Source organism: Chryseobacterium sp. Leaf180 (assembly GCF_001424585.1).
Lineage (GTDB): Bacteria > Bacteroidota > Bacteroidia > Flavobacteriales > Weeksellaceae > Chryseobacterium.
The window spans coordinates 1-25,424 of the sequence record NZ_LMPJ01000014.1 but is presented as its reverse complement, the minus strand read 5'-3'; the positions used below and the strand labels follow the sequence as shown (position 1 = coordinate 25,424).

The window sequence follows — 25,424 nt, the reverse complement described above, 5'->3', positions numbered from 1 at the left end:
TTAATTTGGCTTAGTTTTGCCAGTCGTTTCGACTGATTATGATCATAATACGGATGAATGTACAACGCGTATATTTGTTCGGTTATCAACGGATCATTGTTATACAGACAGCTTAAACAATGTATACAAAATCGGATGATGAAGATTTATGTCAATAAGCAAAGATTTACTTATCACCTATGGGGCTGAGATGATCTCATTAAAACCTAATGAGTATCTATTTGCTGAAAATGATGCCCCTTTATACTATTTTCAAATACTTACCGGAAAGATTAAACTAGCCAATATTAAAGGAAATGATGGAGAATTTATCCAGAGTTTTCATCATGAAGGTGAAAGTGTGGGTGAGGTTTTTCTTTTCTGTAAACATCACCGGTATCCTGCAAGTGCTGTTGCCATGGAAGAATGTACCGTTCTGCGTCTCGGGCGGTACCAATTTGTACAGCTTTTAGAGTCAGATTTTCAGATTCAGCTGGGCTTTTTACGGAACTGTGCCGAGCGGACGTATTACAGTTATCTATTTCTAAACAGTCTCACGTCAGAAGATGCTGCCCACCAACTGCTCACTGTGATGACGCATCTGAAGGAGAATCAGGATCTTTCTGAGAAGTATGCCTTTAAAATTCCCTATACCAGACGGGAACTCGCCAGTATGACGGGTTTACGTATAGAAACAGTCATCAGGATTCTTAAGAAACTTGAGTCTGAGCATGTAGTGAAGATTACCAGAGGGCGCGTCTATTTTTAATTCTTTTTGCAAATCTAATTTAACTGCAGCCATCCGTTGCTTTTATAAAACCTTCATCATGAACCGTATCCGACTTAAGAAAGAGAAAATGAATGCCGTATTTGTGAAGCATCATCTTTTGGGACTTCCGTTTGATGCGGTTCTGCATCATTTCAGCAGGCTCGACGAGCACGAGCATATTCATGATCATCCTTTCGGTTTTACCAGCCACGTCTTGAAAGGAAGCTACGTAGAAAGGATTTACGAAATCCACGAAGACGGCACATATACTTCGTCTGTTCATCACCGCAAAGAAGGCACTGTACATTTTGTTCCCGCATCTACTATTCACGAACTTATTGAACTTCCGGAAGGTGAATGTTTTACCATGATTCTACCTTTACCGAGAGAAAGAGAAACGTATTTCTACCGGTTTGAGGACGGAAAAGCATTTAAAAGAAGGTTTAATCAAAGGAAATTCCGGCCGGTTTAGTTGGTTATTAGCATGATTAATAGGTCATTTTCTCTGAAATGATGATTCTATCAACAGCTGATTCTACATAATTTCCTTCAAAAAACCAAACAAAAAAAGGTCTCAGAATTTCTGAGACCTTTACTTTAATATGCTGGTATGATTACTTCTTGATAAACTTCAGGCTTTCACTGATATTTTTATCGCTGATGGTAATTACATACGTTCCTCTTACCAGTTCAGAAACTCTTACCTGTCCGCCGGTAATATTACCGCCTTTCACAAGCTGACCGGCAGCATTGTGAATTCTGAAAGAAGCCTTATCTGAAACTTTAGTTACATTTAAAACATCTGTTGCAGGATTTGGATAGATGCGAACTCCGTTATCTGCTGCTGCAGTGCTTTCGTTTGTAGAAAGGAAGCTGTTTACGATCACATTATAATCTTCAACTTCTCCATAAACATAAGCTGTACATGCATCTGTAGGTATTGTGTTATATCGCATTGCCACTCTCATTTTCAGCGTTTTGTTCAATACCGCAGTAGAAGGTACATTGAATGTAGATGTTACCGTTGCAGTTGTGTTTGAAGGTGTAGAAAGCACCAATTCTGAAGCTTCGAATGTACCGCTTCTGTCGAAATCGATCCAAACTTTTACCCCTTCAGGATATGTTGTACTCGTCCATGCTTTTGTTACTGATAATGCATTGTTTTGAGAATTCGCATTAAGATAAACGATTTTTGAAGCATCTGTTCCGTAATCGGTATAGGTACTTGCTCCTGAAGTATTGTTCACATTCGCCAGCGTTACATTACTGATGAATTCATCTGCTGAGTTAGATGATGAAAGCGGACAGTATGTTACTGCAGATAAAGTTACAAATTGTGTAGTTGCGCTATATGTACCGGTTACACCAGAACAAACAGCAGCTACCTGAACATCATACGCTGTACCCTCTTCGAGAGCTGGGATTATTGCATTGGTAGTAGTCGATGTTACCTGAGACCAGGCTGTGGCAGCCGATTTTTTATAACGGACAATAAATGTAGCATTTGTAATCGCATTCCAGTTTACAGAAGCTGTAGTGGCAGTTACGTTGGTTACGGTGATTCCTGTTGGAGCGGCACCGGTACAGTTTGCTGCAGTAGTCACCAAGATTTGTTTTACTGCATAAAATATATTGTTGATCGCAGAAATTCTCAGTTTAATATTCTGTCCGATTAGCGAAGCAGGCAAAGTGAAAGATTCTGTACCGTCATTTGGAGTTGATGCGGACAGCACAGTCCAGGTTGTTCCGTTATTGGTAGTATAATCAACTTTTACATTCGTTACGTTAAATGGCGCCGCTGCAGTTCCTACTACATCCCATGTAACAGGAGAAGAAGCAACATTCTGATAAATCTGCGTTGTGTTGATTTTAAAAGGACCTGCAGATGCTACAGTCACTTTTACTTCGTCAAAATCTGACTGCTGTGAAGTAGATACTGCGTTGTTGTCACGTACCGTCAAAGCAAAATACATATCTCTTGCTACATTCGGAACGGTTTCCCAGTCAGCAGGTACTGTCAGATTCCCATTTAATACCGAAGATAATTTAGGGAAATACCTCGTAGGTGAGGTACTAGGGAGAAGGGATCTGAAAAATGCACCAGTTGTATTAGTACCCGTAACGGTAGTTACCGGATTGTCTGCAGAATCTGACTGCTCCCAGCAATACGTCATCGGGTCGTTTTCAGGATCCACTGCAGAACCTGTCAGAACAAAAGCAGTTCCTTTTGGGATTGTTACGTCGGCAGGCATCGTTATAACCGGTGGATTGTTGGCAAGCGTGGTTTCTACATCACATGTCTTTGCGATAAGATTTTGTTCCACCTGATAAATACTTGCTACATGAAAGTATGCATCAGAACTCAACTGCACATTGGCATTTGTAATTCCTGCATATCCCATAATAGTCGAACCGGAACCCGGTTCCATATTTACTCCTGTGCCTTCAATATTGTGTGAGAAGGTATGATTTGCGCCCAACTGATGACCCAATTCGTGCGCTACATAATCAATATCAAATGAATCGCCTTGTGGACTGTTATTGGCAGGAGAGGTATACCCTGAACCTTTTCCGTTGGGAGCGGCTGCTGTAGGATTAATACATACACATCCGATACATCCTGCGTTTCCGCCGCCACCGGATGCACCAAATAGATGGCCGATATCATAGTTGGCATTACCAACAAAAGTAGTTAAGGTAGTTTGTAATTCCTGAGTCCATGCACCTCCTGCGCCTGTTGATCCGGGAGAGTAAGGATCAGTTGCAGCATTTGTGTAAATCACTGCAGGAAAATTCTGCACGTTTAAATGAAGGGCGAAATCTTTTTCAAAAACACCGTTTACGCGCGTCATTGTTGCGTTGATTCCGGCAAGTGCTCCTGCTACAGTACCACCGTGGAAAGCCGTATATTCGCCTGTTACCGACATAGCCAATCGCATCGTACGGTATTTCTTATCAGACATCTTACCCAAAAGTGAAGATGAACCGCCAGCCAGTTTGCCTTGCTTATACAGTTCGCTCATTTCAAGCTTAGACTTTACGCTTTCGTTCATACTGCATAAAAAACCTCTGTCACCGGTATTTTTAGTTTTCGCATGTACGCTGTATACCGTTTTATCAGCATTTTGAGGATCAATGAACTGGTACACACCATCTTTCAGCATCATAGACTGGAAATCATTTGGCGCCAGAGAGAAGCGTACACTTTTCTCAGGATCATCGATTCCTACACCGATATACGATCCCAGCTGATACTGATCGGCCAGTTCTTTCACCAATACCGGAAAGCTGTAAACAGCAAACCTTTCAATTTTTCCGTCAAGAGTAGGAAGCAGTATTTCTACCGGTTTTCCGTTTGTTCCTCTCTCAGGCGCGTTAGCAAGTTGAGATCTGATCTTCGTCAAATCTAATTTATATGACATTCTGGCCTCATTAGCTTTACCAGAACTAGCGGCGGATGCGGCCGGGCTCCATTGAGCCATGGCTGACGTGCCAATCATACCCAACAGCAAGGATGTAATTAATTTTTTCATTTAGATTATGATAATTTTAATGAAACAAAGATATTCAATTAAAGAATATCGTGTTAATAAATTAAAAGTATTTTTTTTTATATAAATGAGCAGATAATTTATAACTGAAAGAAACCTCAGAAAAATCAGTAATATTCATTTTCATAAAAATACTCCGTCGGAGAAGCGACTACCGATGAACTTTTAAAAAAGGTTTTATTGCCCTGCGCGTCGTACCTGTATGTCGGAACGTTTTCGGTGGTGATGCCGCTTTTGATATTCGGACCCAAATGGGAGCGCTGCTTTTTCAGGTCACCCATTTCGCTGTATTCAAAAGTCTGAATGCGGTAGAGATTTTCACCGGTAAATTCCACCGTTTTGATCTTCTGGTTTTGCGCGTTATAGCTGTGAAAAACCGTTCTGTCTGCATACCGTTCTTTGATCAGATTCAGATTTTCAGAATAGGTAAATTCACGGAAACCGATGGCGGTACCGTTTTTCTGTTCTTCGATTCGGACTTTAGAATGGTCATACATAATCACCGTACGGTACGGAAAATCAACCGCCAAAGAATCTTTAAAACTGACCGGTCTTCCCGAACTGTCGTACTGTATCTTCGTGGTACCGTATGAGATCAGCTGACTGTTTTTATTAAAACGGTACCGGTGATGATACACTGTATCGGCTCTCACCACACGGATTTTATCTGAAAGACGACCCAGTTTATCATATTTAAAATATGTGCTTACATAACCGAATTCATTGGTCTGGTACTTTTTACCTTCCCGGTCGAAGAAGTCTTCGGAGTGGTACTTTTTAGTATCCTGATCACCGGATTTTGTATACGCTGTAATTTTCTTCAGGGTTTTGCTGCCTTTCTGCGGACTGAAATTATAAGGCTGAGGCATGAATATATCCACCATGTTTTCCAGATTGACGGTGGGACTGACAAATTTAAAGTCTGCAGTTTTGTATTCTTTGATGTCACCGAACTTCTGCTTTTCAACATCGAAATATGCCGTATCGCCTGACTGCTCACTTTGCGCAAAAGCAACAGTGGTGAAAAAGATAAGGAAGGTATTTAGAAAAGCGTTCATCAGAAGTTTAGCGTTTGTTCGGTGCAATGTAAGATAATTTACATTCGCTCCAAATCTTTCGGTTTTTAAAACATACCACATTCACGCTCTATCCATACACTATCTATGCTTTATCTATGCTTTATCTATGCTTTATCTACGGAGTATCGGTAAGACTCATTTTTTACTGTATTTTGAAGACTTTTGATTCAGATGACGCCGAGATCTTTGCAGAAGGCGATCAGCTGCTCATTGGTTTTCACGCCCAGCTCCTCTTTCAGCTGATTCAGCCTTTTTTCTATCGTGCTCAGGCTGTTGGGTTCGATGTTTTCCTTTTTCAGATGATCCGGAATGTCTTTCTGAAACACGCCGCTGGCCAGCAGCGAAATCACTTTCATATTAAACGTCGAGATTTCATAGCGGTTGAGTTTCTTCATTTCCAAACCGGTTTCCGGCGCCAAAAATTTCTCCCCAGAATCTACGGTACGGATCGCTTTAATCAGCTGCTTAGAATCCTGACGGCCTTTACGCACAAAGCCGTCAATGCCGTATTCTGTAAACAGTTCATCAATCACGCCCGGTTTATGTTCGGCAGAAAAGACAATAACCTTTAATGAAGGCATCAGCTTCCTGATTTCGCAAATCATCCCGCGGCCGCTTTTAATCTTCTGTTCGTAGTGGTCGCTGTCATAGTGCAGATCGGTAATCAGCAGATCATAAGGTGCCCCTTCGCGGAGGCTTTTCTTCGCTTTTTCCAATGCATCATCACAGTAGAAGACATGGTCCACCACAGGGATATTCAGTTCCTGCACCGTGCGCTGTACCGAGAAATTGAGCACTTCATGATCTTCGGCAATCAATACTTTTTTAAACATTTCAGACGTATTTTAATATAGCGGAATTGTGATGCTGACCTGCAGCCCTTTTTCCGGATTTTTTTCAAAAGTAATGCGTCCGTTTATTTTTTCCATACGGTTAACCATATTCCGGGTGCCGTTTTTAAAAACAGGGTCAGTTCCGATACCGATGCCGTTGTCGGCATAGTGTACCTTCAGGTTTTCTGCTGAGGTTTCAAAGTGCAGGGTAACGCGGCTGGCATGGCTGTGCTTTTTCATGTTGATGAGCAGCTCGCGCAGAACCTGATACACCTCAGCTTTATGCCCAGACGAAATATTCTGCCACGTCTCAGCATCATTCCCCACAAGAATGGTGGCCACGTCCCGGCTGTTGAAATATCCTGCCAGCTTCCGGATCTTTTCTTTAAAAGCAGTGCTGTCTACCTGCGTTTCTTCCTGGGTGTAGCTGATGTTCCGCGACTGGTGATAGATAGCTTCCAGATCATCGAGGGTTTCGCTGCGGCTTATTTCCAGATGGTTTTCCAGTTTCGTCATGACCTGATAAATGCCGTTTGCCACCACGTCGTGCACGCGTTTCGAATACTTAAGTTCGGTATTCTGCACTTCCATCAGGCGGTCGCGGAGCATTTTTCTCCGTCTTAATGTAAAAAAAATCACGACAAAAATAACAGTGGCTACAGAAATGGCCATAAGAATATTGCGTACCAGCAGGCGGTTTTCATTGCGCAGCGTCAGCGCTTCGAGTTCGGCATTGCGGAGGGCTGTTTTCCGGATATTTGATTTGACAAGGGCGAACTGATTCCTGGCCCTGGCACGGGCAGGCGTCACACTGTCGTAGACTTTCTGAAAGCTTTCAAAATGAGTCCTGTAATGCTCCTGATCCAGCAGAATGATTTTCTGTAATGCCTGAAGCAGGTCGTCCGGACTTTTAATTTCCTCTGCGGTCGCTTTCATTCGGTAGGCATACGCCAGTGAAGAATCGCGGTTTACCGTCTTATAGTAATCTGCCAGCGTTGCATAGCTGGAGTTCATGCCCACAGGATCCTGCTGCGCTTCCCGTATTGTTAAGGCTCTGTAGTAATCAGGAAGAGGGTTTTTACCGTTCAGCAGAAATTCTGTGTACGCCCTGTTGTTTAAGGCCCGCGCGTAAGCTGCCTGATCTTCGGTTTCCACCGCCCGATTAAGATAATGCAGCGCGGTGCGGTAGTCCTTCAGGCGCGTGAGCTGTTCGCCGATGTTGTTGTAATATATTTTTTTATATTCCGGATTGTCGGTCAGGGCGATGCCTTTTTTATAAAACCGCATTGCATCGTCATAATTGCTGAGGAATGAGGAGGCAATGGCCATATTGTTGTAATTCCTGGCGAGGTTAATTCTCGTAAGGCTGTCGCGGGTGTTTTTCAGATATTTTTCTGCTTCGACCGAGGTTTCGATGCCTCCGAAACAGTCGTTTTTATTCGTCTGAATAATCGCCATATTGATCAGCGACTGCGCCGTTCCCACCGAGTCTCTGTGGGTCAGGTATTCGTTTTTCGCGAGGTTGTAATAGTAAAATGCGGAATCTGACTTTCCGGCATCGCGCAGTTTCCGCGCCCTGGCGTAGGGGAGATTGTCTTTTCCCAGTTCGGTATTTTGAGGAATTTCTTTCCGGCAGCCAGAAAGGAGAAGGAGGAGAACGGTGAGCGTGGCGTATTTCAAGCAGTCAGTTTGTCTGCAAAGTAACAAAAAAGGACAGAGAAAAATCCTGTGCCCTTGATTTATGGTATTTTTAGTCTTATATAATGTAGCTAGAAGTAAAGCATGCTATCATCGTAATTTACTGAACTTCGTCCGAATTTATACCCTTATCCATCAATGCAACAATTTTTTCTATTATGATAGGGTCGTCTTTCATCTTATTTAGATATTCTTTTAGTTTTGGTGACGCGTTGCTAATTTTAGATCCTATAATATGTTGGATTTGTGAAGCTTGTTCAGTTTGTGTAATAGTTGGTTTAAATTTGGTTCTAATATGTAATTCGTCTTTTTGCGACATAAAAGGCTCATAAAGCTTATTAAATGCACGACCTATAACACCCTCAAAGGCAAATAGATTAGGTCTATGGGTTCCGTTTTTTAATATCTGATCATTTGATATTCCAGGATAGACATCTATGTAAAAAATATTTTTAACCCCTAATTGATAAGCTTTTTTTGCGCAAAGCTCGCAAGTACTGGCGGTTGTAAATAGATTTCCACCTTGTAAAGGCTGTCCACCATATTTTGAAATCTGTAACATCGCATTTTCTTCAGCATGTAATGATCTTGTATGTACTTGATTATCCTTTGCTTCGTAGCTATTATGGTGTGATTTAAAACAGAATGAACAAGTACGGCCTTTCAAATTGTCATCAAGATCAATGTTTATTTTCTCAATGTCTTCAATCATTTTCTCTCGAAAGCTCTTTCCATCTTTATATTTATGATCTGTTTCTCCGAGTTCAAATTTAGTGTAACCATTATTATCAGCTACAGAGGACTTTTCGTAATCTCGAATATCTCTACTTGAACATGGAATTTGACCATTTCCAACTTCATTCCAGCCAATACCTTTAACTGAGAAATTTTTGTCTGTGACCACAGCGCCCACTTGCCGAGATATACAACCTGAATTAAGTTTAGCATTGTATGCTATTTGCATAATTCTTTCAGGATAGGTAGGTGTTATTAATCCTGGAAGTTTTATTAAAGCTGTTAATTTTAATATCTGAATTAATAATGGTTGATAAACATAATATTCGCTCATACCCTCTATTACATCTTTATCAAATTTTAATATTTTATCTTCTTTCTCAAATTTATCATAAAAGTTTATATCACTGTATTTTTCGTCATACCAGATGTGATAATCAGCTTTTTGCACACAGTTTTCAATATCAAAACTTTCAAATTCACCTTTTTTAAATTCGGATACGAGATATTCAGTTTGGTCTAGTTCCTTAATTCTTTTAAAATTTTCATCTGTATCTGTCTTAGCGTTACGAATTTCACTAATTTTTTCTCTAATTGAATCATATCTGCAATTATCTTCTCTGTTAAGTGAGACCATATAAAATCCTGAATATTTCTCTCGAAAAAAAAGCATTTCATATGAATTTTTCAAGCGATCAATTATAATATGAGCTTTTCCTGTGTTTTTTCTGTGAGCCTTAATTATTGAATTAATTACTTCAGCAATTTTATAAATTTCACTTAACTTTTCGATATCACCTTCTTCACTGCCTGTCTTTAAATTTCCAAATAATCTGAGGCGATAAGAAGCCACATGAATTAACATGTGTCTTAAGTAAATACTAAACGAGTCAAGTTTATAAAAAAAAGCCCTCGCAAATGTTTGGTATTCATCTGAGAAATATAGGTTATCAGTTTTCAAAGCATCTGCAAGATCACCTTTAGTAAACGCTGAAATGTCTGTTACTGTAAGTTTTTCTAATTCGTGATTTAAATGAGCGGTGAATTCCTCTTGTATAAATTCTTTACTTCCTTGAGCAATTCCTTTTGTTGAACCAAACCTTTCTCTTTCATTATTTTTAAAAGTCCCCAATTCAATTATAAGATTCGCAATATTTCGAGAAAAGGCAGTTAAATCAGTACTGTAGCAAGCATGCAAAATAAATAGTAGGATCACATCTTTGTATTCAATTATTTTAAATTGCTTCCAGTTACCATCATATTTGTAGAATTCACCAACTTTCTTATATTTCAAAGACTCAGTATTGCTTATCAACTTATATTTATTCGGAAACTCTTGTAAGAAGTTTTTATGTGTTTCTGAAATTTTTTCAGCCTTTAATATTTCAACTACTTTATCAGCACCTGCTTGCATTTTTCCTGTTAATCCAAGAATAATAAAGTCTTCTCTTAAGCCATAAAATTTTTCTAAGCTCATAAATTTGTGTTTTAGTAATAAATGGTAATTTTTAAATCTGTTATATCTTTGAAGTTATTATTTTTACTGTTAATAATGTTTGAAAAGAATATTAAAATCTTCGCATTAAATTAGAATAATCAAAGAAAAACACACCTCAACTATTCTCCACCACCGCAATTTCTTCTTCCGTCAAACCATATAGCGCATACACCATCTGGTCAATTTCTTTGTCTGTGCCTGCAATGGTAGACTGAAGATCTACAGCTTTGGTTTTTTCCCGATCAAAATATTCTTCGAGGTCTGCCTTTTGGGAAAGACTGAGTTCTACTTTTTGTTTTTTAAGCTCGGCAAGAAATTCTGAAAACGATAATTTATACCAGCCTTCCAGTTTTTTGCTGAGTTTATTGATCTTGTATTCTTCTTTAAAAATTCTCAGGAACTTCGCGTTTACTTCCTGCAGTTCTTTATTGAGGGAAAGCATCTGATCAGCTTTGATGATGAAAGGTTTTTGGGATTCTGATGGGATTTCTTTTATTGGAATTTTTTTGACATCTCCCACTAGGATTTTTGGAAATAATCCTTTATTTGCCTTTGGAGATGTTTTGTATGTGAACCAACCAATTAATTTTGAATTTATTAATGGTAAAGCAAATTTTAAATCGAGTAAATCTTTTTTATTAATTATATTTATAATTGACGGTGTATTATAGAATTCTTCTTCTGTCCACGTGCAGAATAAGTTTCCTGATAGTATTTCTCTTATCAATAGTCTGGCATTTGTGAAATACTCTTTTTTTCTTGGAGCAGCAAGCCAGTCGCCATAACTTATCCATAATTCTTCGTTCCAATGAATACCATAACGCCAAACATCACCTCCTTTTAATTCTTTTTGAAAAGTGTCATCTTTTTTATAATTCGCGTGCCAAATTCTATTTTTTATTGTTTCTTCATCGTGTCCCCTATATTTATCATAAGGTATTAATCCCTGTGATACTTCAAGAAAATTTGCTAAAATTTGATTTTCGCTTAATTTACTTATTATAAGTTTTTCTATTTTATTCTGACTAAACAAGCTTAAAACATTTTCAACTTCTTTTAAAATATCACTCTTTTCATAACAAACTAGTTCGATAAACTGTTTATTTTGAATTTTTTTAAGATAAGTTTTATAATCTTTTGAAGAATTTGTAAAAGAAAAAATACAAGTTCTTACAGCGGCGTCAGCAAATGTATTATCTTGAGAAAGATCAACTATTTCATACACTTGTACGTTTTTAAAAATCATTTCTCTATATTTCTTCCCAAAAACTGTGGCCAAAAAAGTGTTAGGAAAGATATATGATAAAACACCATTTGTTCGTAATACTTTTTTGTATAGTGAAATGAAGTAAATATATATTTCAAAATCTGGAACGAAATCATCAAAATTAGATAAAAATTTCTTTTCGTTTTCATTAAAATTAACTCCATACGGCGGATTCCCAATCACCACGTCAAAACCGCCTTTCGAAAAAACCTGCGGGAATTCCTGCTCCCAGTTAAAGGCTTTGTCACCGGCAATTTCAGGATCGTCGATGAGCGAGTTTCCGCATTTAATGTTGCTGTTTAGGCTATTCAGTTTTCTATTCTTTTCCGCAGTCCGCAGCCAGAGTGAAAGCTTGGCAATCTCCACCGATTCTTCGTTGAGGTCGACACCGAAAAGATTGTTCTCAAGAATACTTTCAGAATGATACGTGAACGCAATAGACGAACCCGTGAGTTTGGCTTCCAGTTCATCGATATACTGGTGTTCAGTAATCAAAAAATTCAAAGCCTCGTTCAGAAATGCGCCACTTCCGCAGGCAGGATCTATGATGGTAATTTGGTGTAACCAGTCTCTGTAATCATACAGTTTTTGCAGAAGCGCGGCTTTTGTTTTCTGCTGTCTTTTTCTGTCGGTAAAATATTCTTCTTCTACAATCGTAAATTCTGCTTTTTTTTCTTCGCACAGCTTCCCGACGGTGTTTTCTACAATATATTTGGTGATGTATTTCGGGGTGTAAAAGACGCCGTCTTTCTTGCGTTTGGTCTTCGATTTATCGATGACTTCACCGGCAAGCTGGGCTTTGATTTCATCAATTTCGTTCAGCGAGTTCTCGAAAATATGACCTAAAATATTTACGTCTACCTCGCTTTGAAAATCATACTCTGCCAAACGCATAGTATGCGTGTACAGCAGCTGGTCATCGATCTGTATCGTATCCAGAATTTCATCGGGTTTAAACAGTCCGCCGTTGTAGGCAAATACATCAAACTGTTTTCCTTTAAAGCCGGTATTCAGATAGGTAAAATATTTCCTGAATCTGTCGTATAGCGGAACGTACTCATCGAGATCCCGCAGTTTGTCCCACTGCTCAAGGATCATGCGCACCGAGTTGGGCGGAAGCAAACCGCTGTCTTCCCCAAAAAACAGAAAAAGAAAACGGTCGAGCAGTTTCTGGGATTTTTTAAAGAGTTCGAGCTGGTCGATCTCAGGATTCAGCACCAGCAGATTCTGAAAAAGTTCACGCTTGAAAAGTGAATAGTCTTTGTAAAGCTTTTTGGTAATTACATCTTCCTGACTGAGAGATTCATCTTTAATCTTCCCCGGAATGCCTGCAGCAATGTTTTCAAAAGCAAGACAGAGATAGAGCAGCTGAAACTCCTCAAATTTGAGTTCAAATAAATTGAATTCAAGATGCTCGATGGCATTGTCTATGTAAAATCTTAATTTCTCAAAATTTGAAGTGATGATGTATTTGCAGTCGGGTTGGTTGTTTTTATATCCAAAAGCCTGTTCCTCAATTTTCGAGAGATCGGTTGTTTTGGTTCCTTTCAGTTCGATAATGGCTTTTACAGAACCAGTGATAACAATAGCCCCATCGGCTTTTTTGCTGTCTTTTACATTTTTATATTCTGTAGTAAGATTATAAGCAGGAGTTGGGTTTTTCGTATAGCCAAAAATGTTCACGAACAAATCAATCAGAAACTCACCCTGATACTGCTCTTCTTTAGACTGTCTGATGTTTTCCTGAATCTCAGGATGATGGAAATGGGCAGTGAAGAGATTCCATTTTGATGAAATGAGATCTGTATTTTGAGATTTAAGATATTTATTAACGATTGTTTTCTGAAACATTTCTATGGCAGTTGAGTTTTATAAAAACATGTAAAATATTTTATCATTTTTACATGTACTGTTTGGCTTATTAGATCTTGAAATTTACAGATATTATCATTTGAATTATAAAAATGCTGTAAATCTCAAATCTACCAAAAAATTCCTGATTCCGCATTACGGAAAACCTTTACAGAGTGATATATGGCACAAAAAAAATCTCCACCCTTTTGGAGGATGGAGATTCGTGCTTACAGCACGGTGACCGTGCCGAGGTAGGAGGAATTGCAGGCCAGGGTTTCGGCCTCGTTCCTGAAGTAGACGTAGGCTTCCACATCGAGTCCGGCGCAGTAGGTCGGCAGGGTGACGGTGGCCGTGAGGTCATCGCGTTCGCCGATGTTTTCGTAGATCTCAAACAGTCCGGATTCCGGAACGAAAATCACCGCATTGGCGACATCTTTGGCATTGGCATTGCCCTGTGCCGAGTTGTCTTCCCATGTGAACTTCACTTTCTGCGCGGCTTCCGCCGTGGCTAGTCCGTTCTGGAAACCTGCCAGATCGCCTTTGGTGATGAGCACCTTGCTGAAGATCAGAACGGCTTCATCATTCATGATTTCCACCGCCTCGCCAATGGTGTACGATACCGCAAGGTTGATGCGCGATTTTGATCCGCTGCCGCTGCCAAAATACCTGGTCTGGATGTTTTTAAGCGGCTGAAGGAAGGTGATCACGAGTTTAAACTTCATCTGCTGCGCCAGCTGTTTGTCGCTGGCGGGTCTTGAACTGGGTTTTGGGATGCTGCGGATAATGTCCTGTCCGCGCCATACGGCACCTACTACGGTTCCTACTTTTCCTGAGAATCCACCGAGGATTCCTTTGCTGATTCTTGCCATGATTAAATGATTTTATTTGTTATTTGTCAGACGAAGGTAAAACAGAAAAGCACACAAAAGTCATTTTGACAATTTTGTGAACGCTTTTGAACGCGAATGGCGCCAATTGAACGCGAATGACCGCTTTTGAACGGTATGCATAACCAGCTACTCACTCAGGCTCAGACCTTTCAACCGAAATGCTTGGTGTGGGACTTTTCAAAAGCAGCTGAAAGACTTCTTAAAATTTCCAGCCAAAATCTTCCAATAGCCCTCAAAAATCCCACCTGAATTTTGGCGCGTTACTTCGGGTGTTGTTCGGGGTTTCTTCGGAAGCGCTTCGGAAAAATGATTCTTTTTCCGAAGGAGTGTCGAAGGAGAGTCGAAGCGGAGTCGAAGAATGTGGTATTTATTTGTTCTTTTGGCTTGATCCAAAAGAACCAAAAGATTTATTTCTTGTTCATTTTGCCTTGATGCAAAACGAACCAAAAGATCAAGACCTGGAAACTTTTATGCTACAAATTGAAGCCCTTCAAAAAGTTTAAAACTTGCGCCGAAAGACATTTTGTACAGCAAAACAAACTTCTGTCCGGCGCTTCAGACACTAAACTTTTTTCTTTGTCCCTACTTTTCAATTTGCTTAACGCTAAAAGTTTGATGGTCGTTGACCTCAATTCTCATTTTTTTTTGAAGCCTGCTAACTAATTGCTGTGTGCGTTACGTCACTTCGAGTAGCTTTTGCAAAATGTGTATCGAGAATTTTTTATTTCGTGTTCTTTTGGCTTGATTCAAAAGATCAAGACTTGGATTTCTTGTATAAAATTCTAATTTAATATTTTATTGTTCATTTTGCCTTGATGCAAAACGAACCAAAAAATCAAGACTTGGATTTATTGGCTAAAAAAGTAAAAATATTCTTAAACTTTTCTAAACTGACTCCTTACAGTCGTCGAACTAAAGTTTCGCTTCGCTCAAACAAGAATAAGTTTAATTGAACCTTGTTCAATTACAGAATATTATTTCTTTTTCTTCACGCCAATACCTCCTAAGTCGTTTTCGGTATGCCTTTTCACGCGTCGTCACTTCGGGTACGGAACAAAGTGGAGTGTATCGGGAAGTTTTTGAAGTGAAAAGTCATTTGTTTTTATGAAGTTTTCGATACATTTTCCTTCGCTTTGCTGCGGAAAACACTCAAACTGACGGAGCGCCGGACGCTCTGGATCGACTGACAAAGGAATGTAAAATATTTCACTGCATGGTTTGATTAATTCACAAGGATATATCACACGGTGATATTAAAAATGTATACCTGACAAATTTCTGACGGTCTACCAGCTTAACTTACTCAATCACTCTCAAACTCTCAAACCCTCAAACTCTCTGCCTCTCACACTCACCAACCCAAAACCTCAAATCTGGGCATGAAAAAAGCCTTTAGACTTTAAAGGCTGTTTGAAAAAAGGGTTTCGGGTAATAGTACTTTTTGCCAATCCTGATGCACGGGAGCTGCCCGCTTTTCCTCATGCGCCGCAGCGTAGAGTCGCTGATGTGAAGGAGATTCCTGACATCCGTCCCATCCATAAAATCGCTGAGGGCGACGTTTTCTAAACTGTAACAGCCACCAGTAATCCTGGCGTCGTCTTCCGAATGATCTGTTAAGACATCATCACCATTCGGGGCTTTTTTCTGTGTCTTCATGTAATTGTAATTTGTTAAGTTGCCATGGTTATCAGCAGCAGGTAAATGTATACAATAAAATGATTACCTACTTCAATTATTTTCATTTATTTTTGATCTTGCCTGCAATTATGTGCATTTGAAGTTTAAAAGTCAATAAGTTAAGTATTATAAATGCTTTAGTAATAAGGTTTTTACCACTGTATCAGGAGATATATTAAACCGGTAACAGAGACGGATAAAATGGAATTTTACGCATGATTAGATGATTTTAAAAAAGTGTTGAATGTATGGTTTTAATACCCGATGATAATGGAAAATGTAATTTTTAAGACTATAAATTGGTAATTTAAATTGCCGTCAATTCGAGTGCTTTTTGCAGTGGAGCGGAGAAAAATGTATCGAAAAGTTTTTTCCTGTTCATTTTAATTCTGTTTTTTATATTTAATTTTTGAATCATTGAATCTCTTCTAGATGTGCCTTGATGCAAAACGAACCAAAAGATCAAGACCTGAATTTATTGGCTAAAAAAGAAAAAATATTCTAAAACTTTTCTAAATTGACTCCTTACAGTCGTCGAACCACTGCGTTAGGTTTGACTCCTTATAGTCGTCGAACCACTGCGTTAGGTTTGACTTCTTACAGTCGTCGAACCACTGCGTTAGGTTTGACTCCTTACAGTCGTCGAACTAAAGTTTCGCTTCGCTCAAACAAGAATAAGTTTAATTGAACCTTGTTCAATTACAGAATATTTTTTCTTTTTCTTCACGCCAATAATTCCGAATTCGTTTTTGGTCTGCCTTTTCAAAATTGTCATTTTTCGATACGATTCTGCAAACCTACCCGATGTGGCGGAGTCGAATTTTGAATGAAGAATTTGGATGATGAATTATTTTTTGGAGACTGAGTACTCTTTTATAAAACTGTAACTGTTAAAGTTAAGATTGTGATTCGTTACATCATAATTTTTTAAATTGTAGAGCAGCAATATATTATTAAAGTCTGAAAAACAGTCTGATTAATTTTATATTAGCAGGGCAATGGGTTCGCCATAAATTGTGTTACAATTATTATTACAAATAATTTTGCATAACAATGGTAAGCATTAATAAAATACTTTAAAAATTATGATACTTGATATAATTGAAATGTCGAAAAACCTGAAAACATTTGTTGGATTAAATTTCTATGGTTCTGACAATGGTTTTTATTGTGGATATGTTATAGACTACAATGAGGAATTTGTTGTCTTGCAGCACTTTTCAAAATATGGTATGTCTGACGGTCTGCTAACCCATAAACTTGCTGATATAAAATATTTTGAGACAGATACGGATTATATAAAAGGAATTGAACATTTAGCAAAAAGCCCGAATGCAGTTTTTGAACAGACGTATCAACCTAAGAGCGGCGGAAATGATTTTACTGAGGGTTTCCCGAGTCTGTTGGAAAATTTTATTGGAAACAAAGTCTACATTATAAAATTTGAATTAAACGATGATGAAGTTTATTACGGACTCATTGACTGGTGTGATGAAAATTATTTTACCATAACAAATATTGATCCTGATGGTCTCATCACCGGAAAAGCTACATTTAAATTTGAAGATTTAAAACTGTACTGGGTTGACGATTTGGACTGCAGAAAAAGAAAAATACTGTATGACGTAAAGTATCCCGGCCGCTGATACGTTATTTCTGAAAACAGCACCGTCATGATGGCTTTGGGTATTTTGCACAACTTTTAAGAACGCAGGTAAAATCTCAATGTCTTAAAAAATAATGAAGTGTAAACAGAAAACAAAGAATGAAGTTAATTCTGACAGGCGCAACGGGAATGATGGGAGAGGGGATGTTACTGACCTGTCTCGATGATCCCGCTTTTACTGAAATTTTGATGGTCAACAGAAGGCCGTCGCCGGTAAAAAACCCAAAACTTTCTGAGCTTATGGTGAAAGATTTTACTGATCTGGAAGCTTACAGAAAAAAATTAACAGGTTATGACTGCTGTATGTACTGTGCCGGAATCAGTTCTTTTGGAATGAATGAGCAGGACTATGGTTATGTGACTTTTCAAACCACGATGATCTTCGCCGGGCAGCTTGCGGCTTTAAATCCTCAGATGGTTTTCTTTTATTTGTCAGGCGTTTACGCTGACAGCTCTGCAAAGGGAAGCATCATGTGGGCCAGAATCAAAGGAAAAACGGAAAACGCGTTGGCTGAGCTTCCTTTTAGAAATGTTTACAGCTTTCGGCCGGGTTTTATCATTCCGCTACAAGCGCAAAAAAATGTGAAGTTTATTTTTAAAATGCTCAATCTTATATACCCTTATCTGTTTCCAAAACAGACGCTGACGTATAAAGAAATCGTTACAGCACTGAGCCGTATACTGTCAACGGAATACGGGAATACAATTTTGGAAATCAAAGATTTAAAGTCAATAGCGCACCAAAAACAACCGGTAGAGATCTAAAATGTTCAGAACTTCTTTTTAAAAAAAGCTTTCAGATCTTACTGTTTATCCAGTTCATTTTGAAATGCGTTGAAATACTTTGCCAGATCAATGCCGTCGGCCAGTCCGTGATGTGCTTCGATAGAAACAGGCATCACCTTTTTTCCGTCGCGGATGCTGAATTTTCCGAAGGCTATTTTGGGAATACTTTCTTTGGGATCAAAATCTGTCGGATGCAGAATCGACGTGAAAGAATGCCACGGAATCGTCGTATGCCTGATGTGATTTGGCGGTAGCGTTTCATTTTTTATGCCCAAACCTTTCGAGTTCTGAACTGTGGAAATCTGCTCCTGCAACCGCTCATTAAAGACAGAAAAATCCTCAGCATATTCAAAATAAGAAAAACCAAATGTGCCGTCTGATCTGCCAATGGTGCTCCCAACGTGTACCGTATCAAACAACGCAATTTTATCGTCCACAATTCTGAGTTTCAGTGCATCTACTGTATTGATTGCCACCATCGATTTGTGAATATAATACGCGAAAAAAGAATGTCTGTTTCTTTTAGCATGTTCATACGCCAGGGTGCAGTCGACTTCTGTGGTAAAGCCAAAATAGGCGCTTTTCAGGGAAGAGAAAAATTCGAAATGTTCTTTCCGGTTCCAGTTTTCAAGATCAATAAACTGCATGCTTCTGTTTCTGCAAAGTTCCGTAAGATCAATTAATACTGAAATTACGGACGGTTAAAATTGAGTATTATATAAGCGCCTGTTTAAATTTTTATCAGATAAATAATTCAGGTTCAAAAACTCTTCGGTGAGCTCAGAGTGACACCATTACATTGAGCGTTTAGTCTACAATTTGTCAGTCTGAGCCTGTCGAAGACTCAGTCAATCAAACCACTAAAACTCAATATCATCAAACTGTTTTAATAATTTTTAAACAGGCTTTAAAATTAAGAATTTTAAAAGCGTGTAAATTCGGAAATCTGAAAAACTGAATTTTAAAAAGATAGTTTCTAGAAACCTTGTTTCATTAAAAGAAAATCATTCTGTTATGATGGCTTCTCCGCTTTTTTGAAATATTTTATCTGAAGATTTTTTATATTCTGAATACTGACGTCGGAAAACCGGAAAGGTTTGCTTTTATCTTTTCGGGATGCTTTGTCGTAGACCAGGAAAAAAGCAAAGGGATCATCCAGAGATTTCAAAAGCTCACTTTTCAGACCATTTTTTTCGATGTAATGCGCCATATAAGTCCCGGGAACATGACCACCTGTATAGGGCGTTCCTTTGAAAAAATCTCTGACTTTAAGATCTTTCCAGGTTAACGGATCTTTCTGGAAAAGCGCATCCAAGGCCGGAAGTATTTTCTTTCCCTCATCAAAAAATTCCTGGAAATAACGCTGTGAAGGCAGAAGCTTCGTTGCAGTCTCAGTCATGTATTTTTTATCGACCATATCTGCAGAACCTTCGTTTAAAACCCGGTACATGGCAAGTACGACACTTTCGTCTTCCGGCAGCGGCGTAAAATCGGGCTGGGGACGCAGCATGTGATGCAGCTCATGTCCGCCCAAAGCGCCCATTTTATTCTGATCGTTTTTATAAGCGCACAGAAGGGTGTAGATAATCATGTCTTTCTGTGCATGCGCGTCATTATGAATCGGAATGATGGCTACTTTCAGATCGGGAAGTTTTTTGTGCGCACTTTTTGGCAAGGCAGAATAGGCAAACTGATAGGAGATATCGAAGTATGATTTTGGATCTTTATCGATGTTTTTTAAATATTCCTTCATACCGTCTTCATTGATTTTGTACTGATTGATCATGTACGTCAGCCAGTATTTTTCAGGATCTTTCAGCCGTTTTTGAAGAATCGAATCATTCTTGGGCATATAGACGACCTCCATACTTTTCCGGTACGATTCGAAGTACTGTTCACCCACACCCTGATCATCCATATAATCTTTGATCGCTTTGTCTGAAAGAAAGAGCTTCCAGTCAGCTTTACGGAGACTGTCGCCTTTTTTCAGATTCGCAGTTATTTCAAAATATTTATAGCAGGTGTTATCCACAAAAGTCTGGGCGGTAACAGTATAAGAAATTAGTAAAAAAACTGCGGACAAGAGAAAGTTCTTGGTTTTCACGGGGAAGGTATTGGTTTTAAATTGCCGGTAAATATAAAAAATATTAGGGTACGCTATATTTTTATTTGAGGTTTTTCAAACAGAATGAGATTTTATCATCTTTAAATAAAAAGCAAGCTGAATTGCAAATAGTTTCCTGTTTTAAATGTATTTTCAGCTTCAATACATCAAATTTAAATAACAAGTAAAATCGTATGACCGGTGATTTTTTAGAAAGTGCAAAAAAACAGTTTGAATATTACAAAATGTTGGGAGAAAAAACCTTTTCTCAGGTTTCTGACGAACAGTTATTTATTCAGCTGAACGAAGAAAGCAACAATATTGCCGCTATTGTGAAACATTTGTGGGGCAATATGCTTTCCCGCTGGACTGATTTTTTAACCACAGACGGAGAAAAAGAATGGCGGAAGCGGGACGCCGAATTTGAGAATGATATTGCAGACAGAACCGAACTTTTAGAAAAATGGAATGAAGGCTGGGCGTGTTTATTCAGCGCAATTACGCCACTGACGGAAGAGGATCTGGCAAAAGAAATATTCATCAGAAATCAGGGACATACAGTAACAGAAGCCATCAACCGGCAGCTGGCGCACTATCCTTATCACATCGGGCAGATCGTTTTTATCGGTAAAATATTCTGCAATGAAAACTGGAATTAACTTTCTATTCCCAGGGGAAATTCCAAAGCATATAACAGCGACAAATTTGCGCAACCCAGGCAGAAGAAACACTTTACAGACGAATATATAAAGAGAACAGACCGTCTTTCATAATAAAAGCACGGCAGAACAGCGTTTAAATGTTCGTTTGCTGATCGTTATTGAAATGCAGGTTTTGACTTTTACACAATCAATACAGTCTTATTGACCATGCTTTTCCTGCAAAAACAGTATAAGTAAGATTAATTAAACGACTGCCGGAACTCCAGCGGTGTGATCTGCGTTTTTGTCTTAAACAGTTTGCTGAAAGACTGCGGATGTTCAAAACCCAGTTCGTACGCGATCTCGCTGATGCTCTGTTCTGATGTGGTAAGCTTTTCTTTTGCTTTTTCAATGATTTTTTCGTGAATGTACTGCTGCGCGTTTTTACCGATCAGTGCACGAAGCATGTCGCTGAGGTAACCTGATGAAATATTCAGATGCTGTGACAGATAATGCACGGTGGGAAGTCCCAGCTTCAGTGTTTCCTGACTGTTCAGGTATTCATCCAAAATAGTTTCTGTTTTCTGCAGAATATCATTGCTGACTTTTTTACGCGTAATAAACTGGCGTTTATAAAACCGGTTGACGTAGCTCAGCATCAGTTCGATCTGGGCAATCACCACTTCCTGACTGAATTCATCGACCCCGCTGTTCAGTTCCTTTTCCATGATTTCATACACAGACAGTATTACCGCTCTTTCCTTTTCTGAAAGATGCAGTGCCTCGTTTGATGCGTAAGAAAAATAGCTGTACTGTCTGATCTTTTTCGCCAGCGGATGACCCAGCAGTAAATCGGGATGAATAAGTAAAATGTAGCAATAGGTTTTGCTGTTGTAATCGGTACTTCCTACCAGGTGGTTTGGCGCTAAAAACAGCATGCTGCCCTCATCAAAATCGTAATAATCCTGTCCGTATTTCAGTCTGCCGCTGTTTTTTGTAATAAAGGTTATTTTGTAAAAATCAACGACATCGTAGATCGGTGCCATTTCTGTATTGAAAGGATTTGCTTCATTAAAATGAATGAGGCTGACCAGCGGATGCTGCGGTGCCGGAAGCCCAAATGCTTTATGGCTTTCAGATATTGAGATGAAGCGTATTAATTTTTCGCCTTTACTTTTCATGAGATAAATGTATAAAAAACCTGTGATACGGTCACAGGTTTTGATTGAAGCCGAGGGTTTACCAGGGAAGTATATGGTTTTCGCCACTGTCTTTTTCCGGTCCGGTAAAACTTCCTGTTGGGAGATCTTCGGAAAGGGCAACGCGGATCGGTTCCAGCGAGCCTTCTTCTACGCTGTCAGTTCCCTGAAAATTGTTCAGTGCCGTGGCGGTAAAGCCTGGACTTACCAGATGAACTTTAATGTTGGAAGCTTCGAGATCGATAGCCAGTGAGAGAAAAATTCCGTTCAGCGCCGTTTTAGAAGCTCCATAGGCAGCATCAAAAGCGCTGCGGTACGGATTTTCCGGATTCGAATTAATGGTTAAAGAACCCAGTGAACTGGATAAGGTCACAATCCTTGCATACTGAGCTTTTTTTAATAAAGGAAGAAATGCCTGTGTGACAGCCAGCGTTCCGAAGACATTTGTTTCCCAAACCGCTTTCAGTTCGTTGATCGGAACAACACTTGCGCGCTGGGCACCGAGCATTTCTTCCATGGATCTTCCGGGCTGACCGACCGTGGAAATCGCGGCATTGTTAACCAGAAGCGAAAGGTAACCGTGTTCGGTTTCTATCTTTTCTACGGCTGCACTTACCGAATCGGAATCGGTAATATCGAGCTGGATGGCTCTTGCATCACCGGCGATTTTGGAAACTGCCACAGTTCCTTTTTCCGGATTACGGGAACCGCAATACACTGTATACCCTTTTTCGGCCAAGGCTTTGGCAATCTGAAATCCTACACCGGTATTGGCTCCTGAAACCAGTGCTACTTTCTGTTGATCGTTTTGCATAACTCTAATGATTTTATTATGCAGCAAAGTTCAGAATTGTCCGGTGCCGGTGTGTATCCGTACTGAGGATTGTTTTAGCCAAAACGGGGATCAGAGTCAGATTTTTATGAAATGAAGAATGGCTTTATCTCATTTGAATACTTATCTTTTTAAGATGTCTGGTTCCCGTACAGCTGTAAAAATAGATGAGGATCAGATACATCCAGAATGAATACCCCGTTGAAAAACGCTGAATGGTTTAAATGAGTTTTCTGAAGGGTTTTATTTTTTGATGATCTTTATGGTTTTCACCTGATCATTGGTTTTTACCTGAAGCAGATACATTCCGTTTGGCARAGMWGATACATTGACTGTCCGTTCGTTATTCATCTTCGTTCTTTCCAAAACTTTACGTCCWTCTGCGGTRTAGATGGCAATGCCTGTTATTTTTTCTGTTCCTGAAATGGTCAGCATCTCCCGAACCGGATTCGGATAGACCTGCATTTCAGCCGATATCCCTGACATATCTGTTGTTCCCAGTGTTACATTAAAAGCCAATACAGCCAGTGAAGCGGTCGATTCACAACCGTTTACGGTCTGTGTTGCGTAGTAAGTGGTATTGTTTACAATCAACGATGTTGTTATCGGATTGACATGCAAAGCGGCATCTACAGCGGTCATGTACCATTTGATATTCTGTCCTGTTGCTACCAGAGTGGTTACCGAAGCGCCAGTCGTGAACGTCTGTGTCGCCGCTCCCGTAGGTGCCGAAACCGGCGCTGCCTGCGTAATGGTGATGTTTCTGACAATACTGCACAGGTTGGCATCTGTTACCGTTACCGAATAATTGCCTGCTGTAAGACCTGTAATTACCGCTGCGTAATGGTGATGTTTCTGACAATACTGCACAGGTTGGCATCTGTTACCGTTACCGAATAATTGCCTGCTGTAAGACCTGTAATTACCGAACCATTCGCTCCAGACGGTGACCAGGCATACGTGTATGGTGACGTGCCGCCTGTAGCCGTTACGGTGGCTGTCCCTGTATTTCCACCGTTGCATGCTACATTGGTTTGGGATACCGTTGCATTCAAAAGTGAAGGTTGTGCTACTGTTGCATTGACGGTTGCTGTACAGCCGTTTGAATCAGTAATGGTTACAGTATAAGTTCCGGCCGGAAGGTTGGTGCGGTCTTCCGTGGTAATTCCTGATCCCCAGTTAAAGGTATACGGTGCCGTTCCGCCTGTTGGTACCAGGTTGATTGCTCCGTTGATGCCTCCGNTTGGTGCGGTCTTCCGTGGTAATTCCTGATCCCCAGTTAAAGGTATACGGTGCCGTTCCGCCTGTTGGTACCAGGTTGATTGCTCCGTTGATGCCTCCGTTGCAGGTCACGTTGGTTATTACAGTAGTTCCTGAAACTGCTGTTGCCGGCTGAAGGATGGTAAATGAAGCGGTAGCTGTACATCCAGTATTATCTGTCACGGTAACTGCGTAGGTTCCTGCCGCAAGATTTGTACGGTCTTCGGTCGTTACACCGCTGCCCCAGTTGAAGGTATACGGCGCGGTTCCTCCGCCGGGTGTGAGGTTGATGGCTCCTGTTGCTGATCCGTTGCACAGCACATCGGTTTTTACGCCGGTTGCTGTAACGGTGGAGTCGATGTTGTAGAGCCTGCTGCACTTGTTACCACACATCGGTACTGCGTGTTGTTTAATGCAGATGTGATTCCTGACACCGTTAGGGTGGCCGTTGCCGTTCCTGAAAAAACAGCGGTATTGGTGAGTGCCACAAACCCCGAAGCGGTATTCTGAAACCACTGATACGAACCGGCACCTGTTGCCGTTACGGTAAATGTTGTGGATGATCCTGAACATACTGTTTTGTTGACTGGATTCAAGGTAATTACGGGCGTTGCTGCGAGGAAACTGCATCCTGAAAACAGTCCTATCGGTGAAACACTTAAAGACCAGTTCGCCACATTCATGACCGCCGTGCGTACACCTGACGCCGTGGATGAAGGCACTCCCGTACAGTTGAATTTACCGGATGCGGGAGCTGTGGTACCTGTTACCGCACCGGTATAAAATGCGCTGGTACCGCCGGTTAATCCCGGAGGCATAAGGGATGCATTCGGACTTACCGGCGCATCGGTGTTCCATCCTGCTGTGGTCGTTCCTGCAGTATAAAAGTAATTGATTCCCGCGATATTGGTCGCTCCCGCTGCGGAAACACTACCGCCACCACCCTGAAAGGCGATGATCTGATCCCCGACATTTGAAAGGGATAAACCGTTGGTTGAGGTTCCTTCTGTTAAAGTTACCGTTCCGTTTGCTGTAGATGTTGAAGTAACCGGATTGTATGTTGAGGCAGCAAGTCCGACAATGTACACTTCGGTTCCTGCCGGCAA

21 protein-coding genes and 1 pseudogene are annotated in these 25,424 nt (G+C 40.1%); 5 read left to right on the top strand and 17 right to left on the bottom strand.

From position 1 onward, the window contains the following. Window positions 1-148: 148 nt before the first annotated feature. Together ASG01_RS15220 and ASG01_RS15215 are read left to right on the top strand one after the other, a co-directional pair. Window positions 149-748, top strand: a complete 600-nt coding sequence (locus tag ASG01_RS15220; protein WP_082498404.1) for a Crp/Fnr family transcriptional regulator — start codon at window positions 149-151, stop codon at window positions 746-748. 58 nt (window positions 749-806) lie between these two features. Beyond that, window positions 807-1,220, top strand: coding sequence for a hypothetical protein (locus ASG01_RS15215; RefSeq protein WP_055865665.1), 414 nt, complete (start codon window positions 807-809; stop codon window positions 1,218-1,220). Between the two features lie 142 nt (window positions 1,221-1,362). Here ASG01_RS15215 and ASG01_RS15210 read toward each other — a convergent pair whose 3' ends face one another. The 9 genes from ASG01_RS15210 to ASG01_RS15170 form a co-directional block, all read right to left on the bottom strand. After that, window positions 1,363-4,281 carry a reprolysin-like metallopeptidase gene (locus ASG01_RS15210; RefSeq protein ID WP_055865662.1) on the bottom strand — a complete coding sequence of 973 codons (2,919 nt, stop codon included), beginning with the start codon at window positions 4,279-4,281 and terminating at the stop codon, window positions 1,363-1,365. Window positions 4,282-4,406: 125 nt separating this feature from the next. Further along, the gene (locus tag ASG01_RS15205) at window positions 4,407-5,357 is read right to left on the bottom strand and encodes a hypothetical protein (protein WP_131725394.1); all 951 of its coding nucleotides are present in this window, start codon (window positions 5,355-5,357) and stop codon (window positions 4,407-4,409) included. 188 nt (window positions 5,358-5,545) lie between these two features. Beyond that, a complete protein-coding gene (locus ASG01_RS15200) occupies window positions 5,546-6,211 on the bottom strand; it encodes a response regulator (RefSeq protein ID WP_055865656.1) in 666 nt (221 codons plus the stop codon). A gap of 12 nt (window positions 6,212-6,223) precedes the next feature. After that, complete coding sequence (locus ASG01_RS15195; protein WP_055865653.1) at window positions 6,224-7,891, bottom strand: ATP-binding protein; 1,668 nt, start codon at window positions 7,889-7,891, stop codon at window positions 6,224-6,226. A gap of 118 nt (window positions 7,892-8,009) precedes the next feature. Next, complete coding sequence (locus tag ASG01_RS16275) at window positions 8,010-10,121, bottom strand: hypothetical protein (RefSeq protein ID WP_055865648.1); 2,112 nt, start codon at window positions 10,119-10,121, stop codon at window positions 8,010-8,012. 136 nt (window positions 10,122-10,257) lie between these two features. Next, window positions 10,258-13,260, bottom strand: a complete 3,003-nt coding sequence (locus tag ASG01_RS15185; protein ID WP_238584566.1) for an Eco57I restriction-modification methylase domain-containing protein — start codon at window positions 13,258-13,260, stop codon at window positions 10,258-10,260. A 230-nt stretch (window positions 13,261-13,490) separates the two neighbouring features. Beyond that, window positions 13,491-14,132 carry a DUF6266 family protein gene (locus tag ASG01_RS15180; RefSeq protein WP_055865641.1) on the bottom strand — a complete coding sequence of 214 codons (642 nt, stop codon included), beginning with the start codon at window positions 14,130-14,132 and terminating at the stop codon, window positions 13,491-13,493. A 1,058-nt stretch (window positions 14,133-15,190) separates the two neighbouring features. Next, window positions 15,191-15,343, bottom strand: coding sequence for a hypothetical protein (locus ASG01_RS16055; protein WP_157844209.1), 153 nt, complete (start codon window positions 15,341-15,343; stop codon window positions 15,191-15,193). Between the two features lie 202 nt (window positions 15,344-15,545). Then, entirely contained in the window at window positions 15,546-15,809 is a 264-nt protein-coding gene (locus ASG01_RS15170; RefSeq protein WP_055865634.1) for a helix-turn-helix domain-containing protein, read from the bottom strand. A 1,106-nt stretch (window positions 15,810-16,915) separates the two neighbouring features. Between ASG01_RS15170 and ASG01_RS15165 the strand changes: the two genes are divergently transcribed. Together ASG01_RS15165 and ASG01_RS15160 are read left to right on the top strand one after the other, a co-directional pair. After that, window positions 16,916-17,476 carry a hypothetical protein gene (locus ASG01_RS15165; RefSeq protein ID WP_131725393.1) on the top strand — a complete coding sequence of 187 codons (561 nt, stop codon included), beginning with the start codon at window positions 16,916-16,918 and terminating at the stop codon, window positions 17,474-17,476. A 119-nt stretch (window positions 17,477-17,595) separates the two neighbouring features. After that, a complete protein-coding gene (locus tag ASG01_RS15160; RefSeq protein ID WP_055865629.1) occupies window positions 17,596-18,261 on the top strand; it encodes an NAD-dependent epimerase/dehydratase family protein in 666 nt (221 codons plus the stop codon). A 38-nt stretch (window positions 18,262-18,299) separates the two neighbouring features. On the opposite strand, the gene ASG01_RS15155 is transcribed toward ASG01_RS15160, so the two are convergent. Further along, on the bottom strand, window positions 18,300-18,929 hold the full coding sequence (locus tag ASG01_RS15155) for a CatA-like O-acetyltransferase (protein WP_055865626.1): 630 nt from the start codon (window positions 18,927-18,929) through the stop codon (window positions 18,300-18,302). A 365-nt stretch (window positions 18,930-19,294) separates the two neighbouring features. Next, entirely contained in the window at window positions 19,295-20,365 is a 1,071-nt protein-coding gene (locus ASG01_RS15150; RefSeq protein ID WP_131725392.1) for a DUF5700 domain-containing putative Zn-dependent protease, read from the bottom strand. Window positions 20,366-20,580: 215 nt separating this feature from the next. Here ASG01_RS15150 and ASG01_RS15145 point away from each other — a divergent pair. After that, a pseudogene (locus tag ASG01_RS15145) lies at window positions 20,581-21,159 on the top strand (DUF1572 family protein). Window positions 21,160-21,287: 128 nt separating this feature from the next. Here ASG01_RS15145 and ASG01_RS15140 read toward each other — a convergent pair. The 6 genes from ASG01_RS15140 to ASG01_RS16110 form a co-directional block, all read right to left on the bottom strand. Continuing rightward, the gene (locus ASG01_RS15140; protein WP_055865621.1) at window positions 21,288-22,208 is read right to left on the bottom strand and encodes a helix-turn-helix domain-containing protein; all 921 of its coding nucleotides are present in this window, start codon (window positions 22,206-22,208) and stop codon (window positions 21,288-21,290) included. 58 nt (window positions 22,209-22,266) lie between these two features. Then, complete coding sequence (locus tag ASG01_RS15135; protein WP_055865618.1) at window positions 22,267-23,040, bottom strand: SDR family NAD(P)-dependent oxidoreductase; 774 nt, start codon at window positions 23,038-23,040, stop codon at window positions 22,267-22,269. A 261-nt stretch (window positions 23,041-23,301) separates the two neighbouring features. After that, entirely contained in the window at window positions 23,302-23,928 is a 627-nt protein-coding gene (locus ASG01_RS15130; protein ID WP_055865616.1) for a T9SS type A sorting domain-containing protein, read from the bottom strand. After that, window positions 23,889-24,293 (bottom strand): hypothetical protein, encoded by a 405-nt coding sequence (locus ASG01_RS16445; protein WP_117613480.1) that lies wholly within the window; start codon window positions 24,291-24,293, stop codon window positions 23,889-23,891. Before ASG01_RS16445 ends, ASG01_RS15130 begins: the two co-directional genes overlap by 40 nt. A gap of 8 nt (window positions 24,294-24,301) precedes the next feature. Then, window positions 24,302-24,711, bottom strand: a 410-nt coding sequence (locus ASG01_RS16440; RefSeq protein WP_410492827.1) for a SprB repeat-containing protein, incomplete at its 3' end; no start/stop codon positions are given. Then, window positions 24,648-25,424, bottom strand: a 777-nt coding sequence (locus tag ASG01_RS16110; RefSeq protein ID WP_238584565.1) for an immunoglobulin domain-containing protein, incomplete at its 5' end; no start/stop codon positions are given. The genes ASG01_RS16440 and ASG01_RS16110, both read right to left, overlap by 64 nt.

Excerpts from the sequence above, each read along its gene's own strand:
- ASG01_RS15215 (WP_055865665.1), top strand. The coding sequence starts at position 807 with ATGAACCGTATCCGACTTAAGAAAGAGAAAATGAATGCCGTATTTGTG.
- ASG01_RS15185 (WP_238584566.1), bottom strand. The coding sequence starts at position 13,260 with ATGTTTCAGAAAACAATCGTTAATAAATATCTTAAATCTCAAAATACA.
- ASG01_RS15220 (WP_082498404.1), top strand. The coding sequence starts at position 149 with ATGTCAATAAGCAAAGATTTACTTATCACCTATGGGGCTGAGATGATC.
- ASG01_RS15140 (WP_055865621.1), bottom strand. The coding sequence starts at position 22,208 with ATGAAAAGTAAAGGCGAAAAATTAATACGCTTCATCTCAATATCTGAA.
- ASG01_RS16275 (WP_055865648.1), bottom strand. The coding sequence starts at position 10,121 with ATGAGCTTAGAAAAATTTTATGGCTTAAGAGAAGACTTTATTATTCTT.
- ASG01_RS15165 (WP_131725393.1), top strand. The coding sequence starts at position 16,916 with ATGATACTTGATATAATTGAAATGTCGAAAAACCTGAAAACATTTGTT.
- ASG01_RS15210 (WP_055865662.1), bottom strand. The coding sequence starts at position 4,281 with ATGAAAAAATTAATTACATCCTTGCTGTTGGGTATGATTGGCACGTCA.
- ASG01_RS15170 (WP_055865634.1), bottom strand. The coding sequence starts at position 15,809 with ATGAAGACACAGAAAAAAGCCCCGAATGGTGATGATGTCTTAACAGAT.
- ASG01_RS15205 (WP_131725394.1), bottom strand. The coding sequence starts at position 5,357 with ATGAACGCTTTTCTAAATACCTTCCTTATCTTTTTCACCACTGTTGCT.
- ASG01_RS15160 (WP_055865629.1), top strand. The coding sequence starts at position 17,596 with ATGAAGTTAATTCTGACAGGCGCAACGGGAATGATGGGAGAGGGGATG.
- ASG01_RS15180 (WP_055865641.1), bottom strand. The coding sequence starts at position 14,132 with ATGGCAAGAATCAGCAAAGGAATCCTCGGTGGATTCTCAGGAAAAGTA.
- ASG01_RS15200 (WP_055865656.1), bottom strand. The coding sequence starts at position 6,211 with ATGTTTAAAAAAGTATTGATTGCCGAAGATCATGAAGTGCTCAATTTC.
- ASG01_RS15135 (WP_055865618.1), bottom strand. The coding sequence starts at position 23,040 with ATGCAAAACGATCAACAGAAAGTAGCACTGGTTTCAGGAGCCAATACC.
- ASG01_RS15155 (WP_055865626.1), bottom strand. The coding sequence starts at position 18,929 with ATGCAGTTTATTGATCTTGAAAACTGGAACCGGAAAGAACATTTCGAA.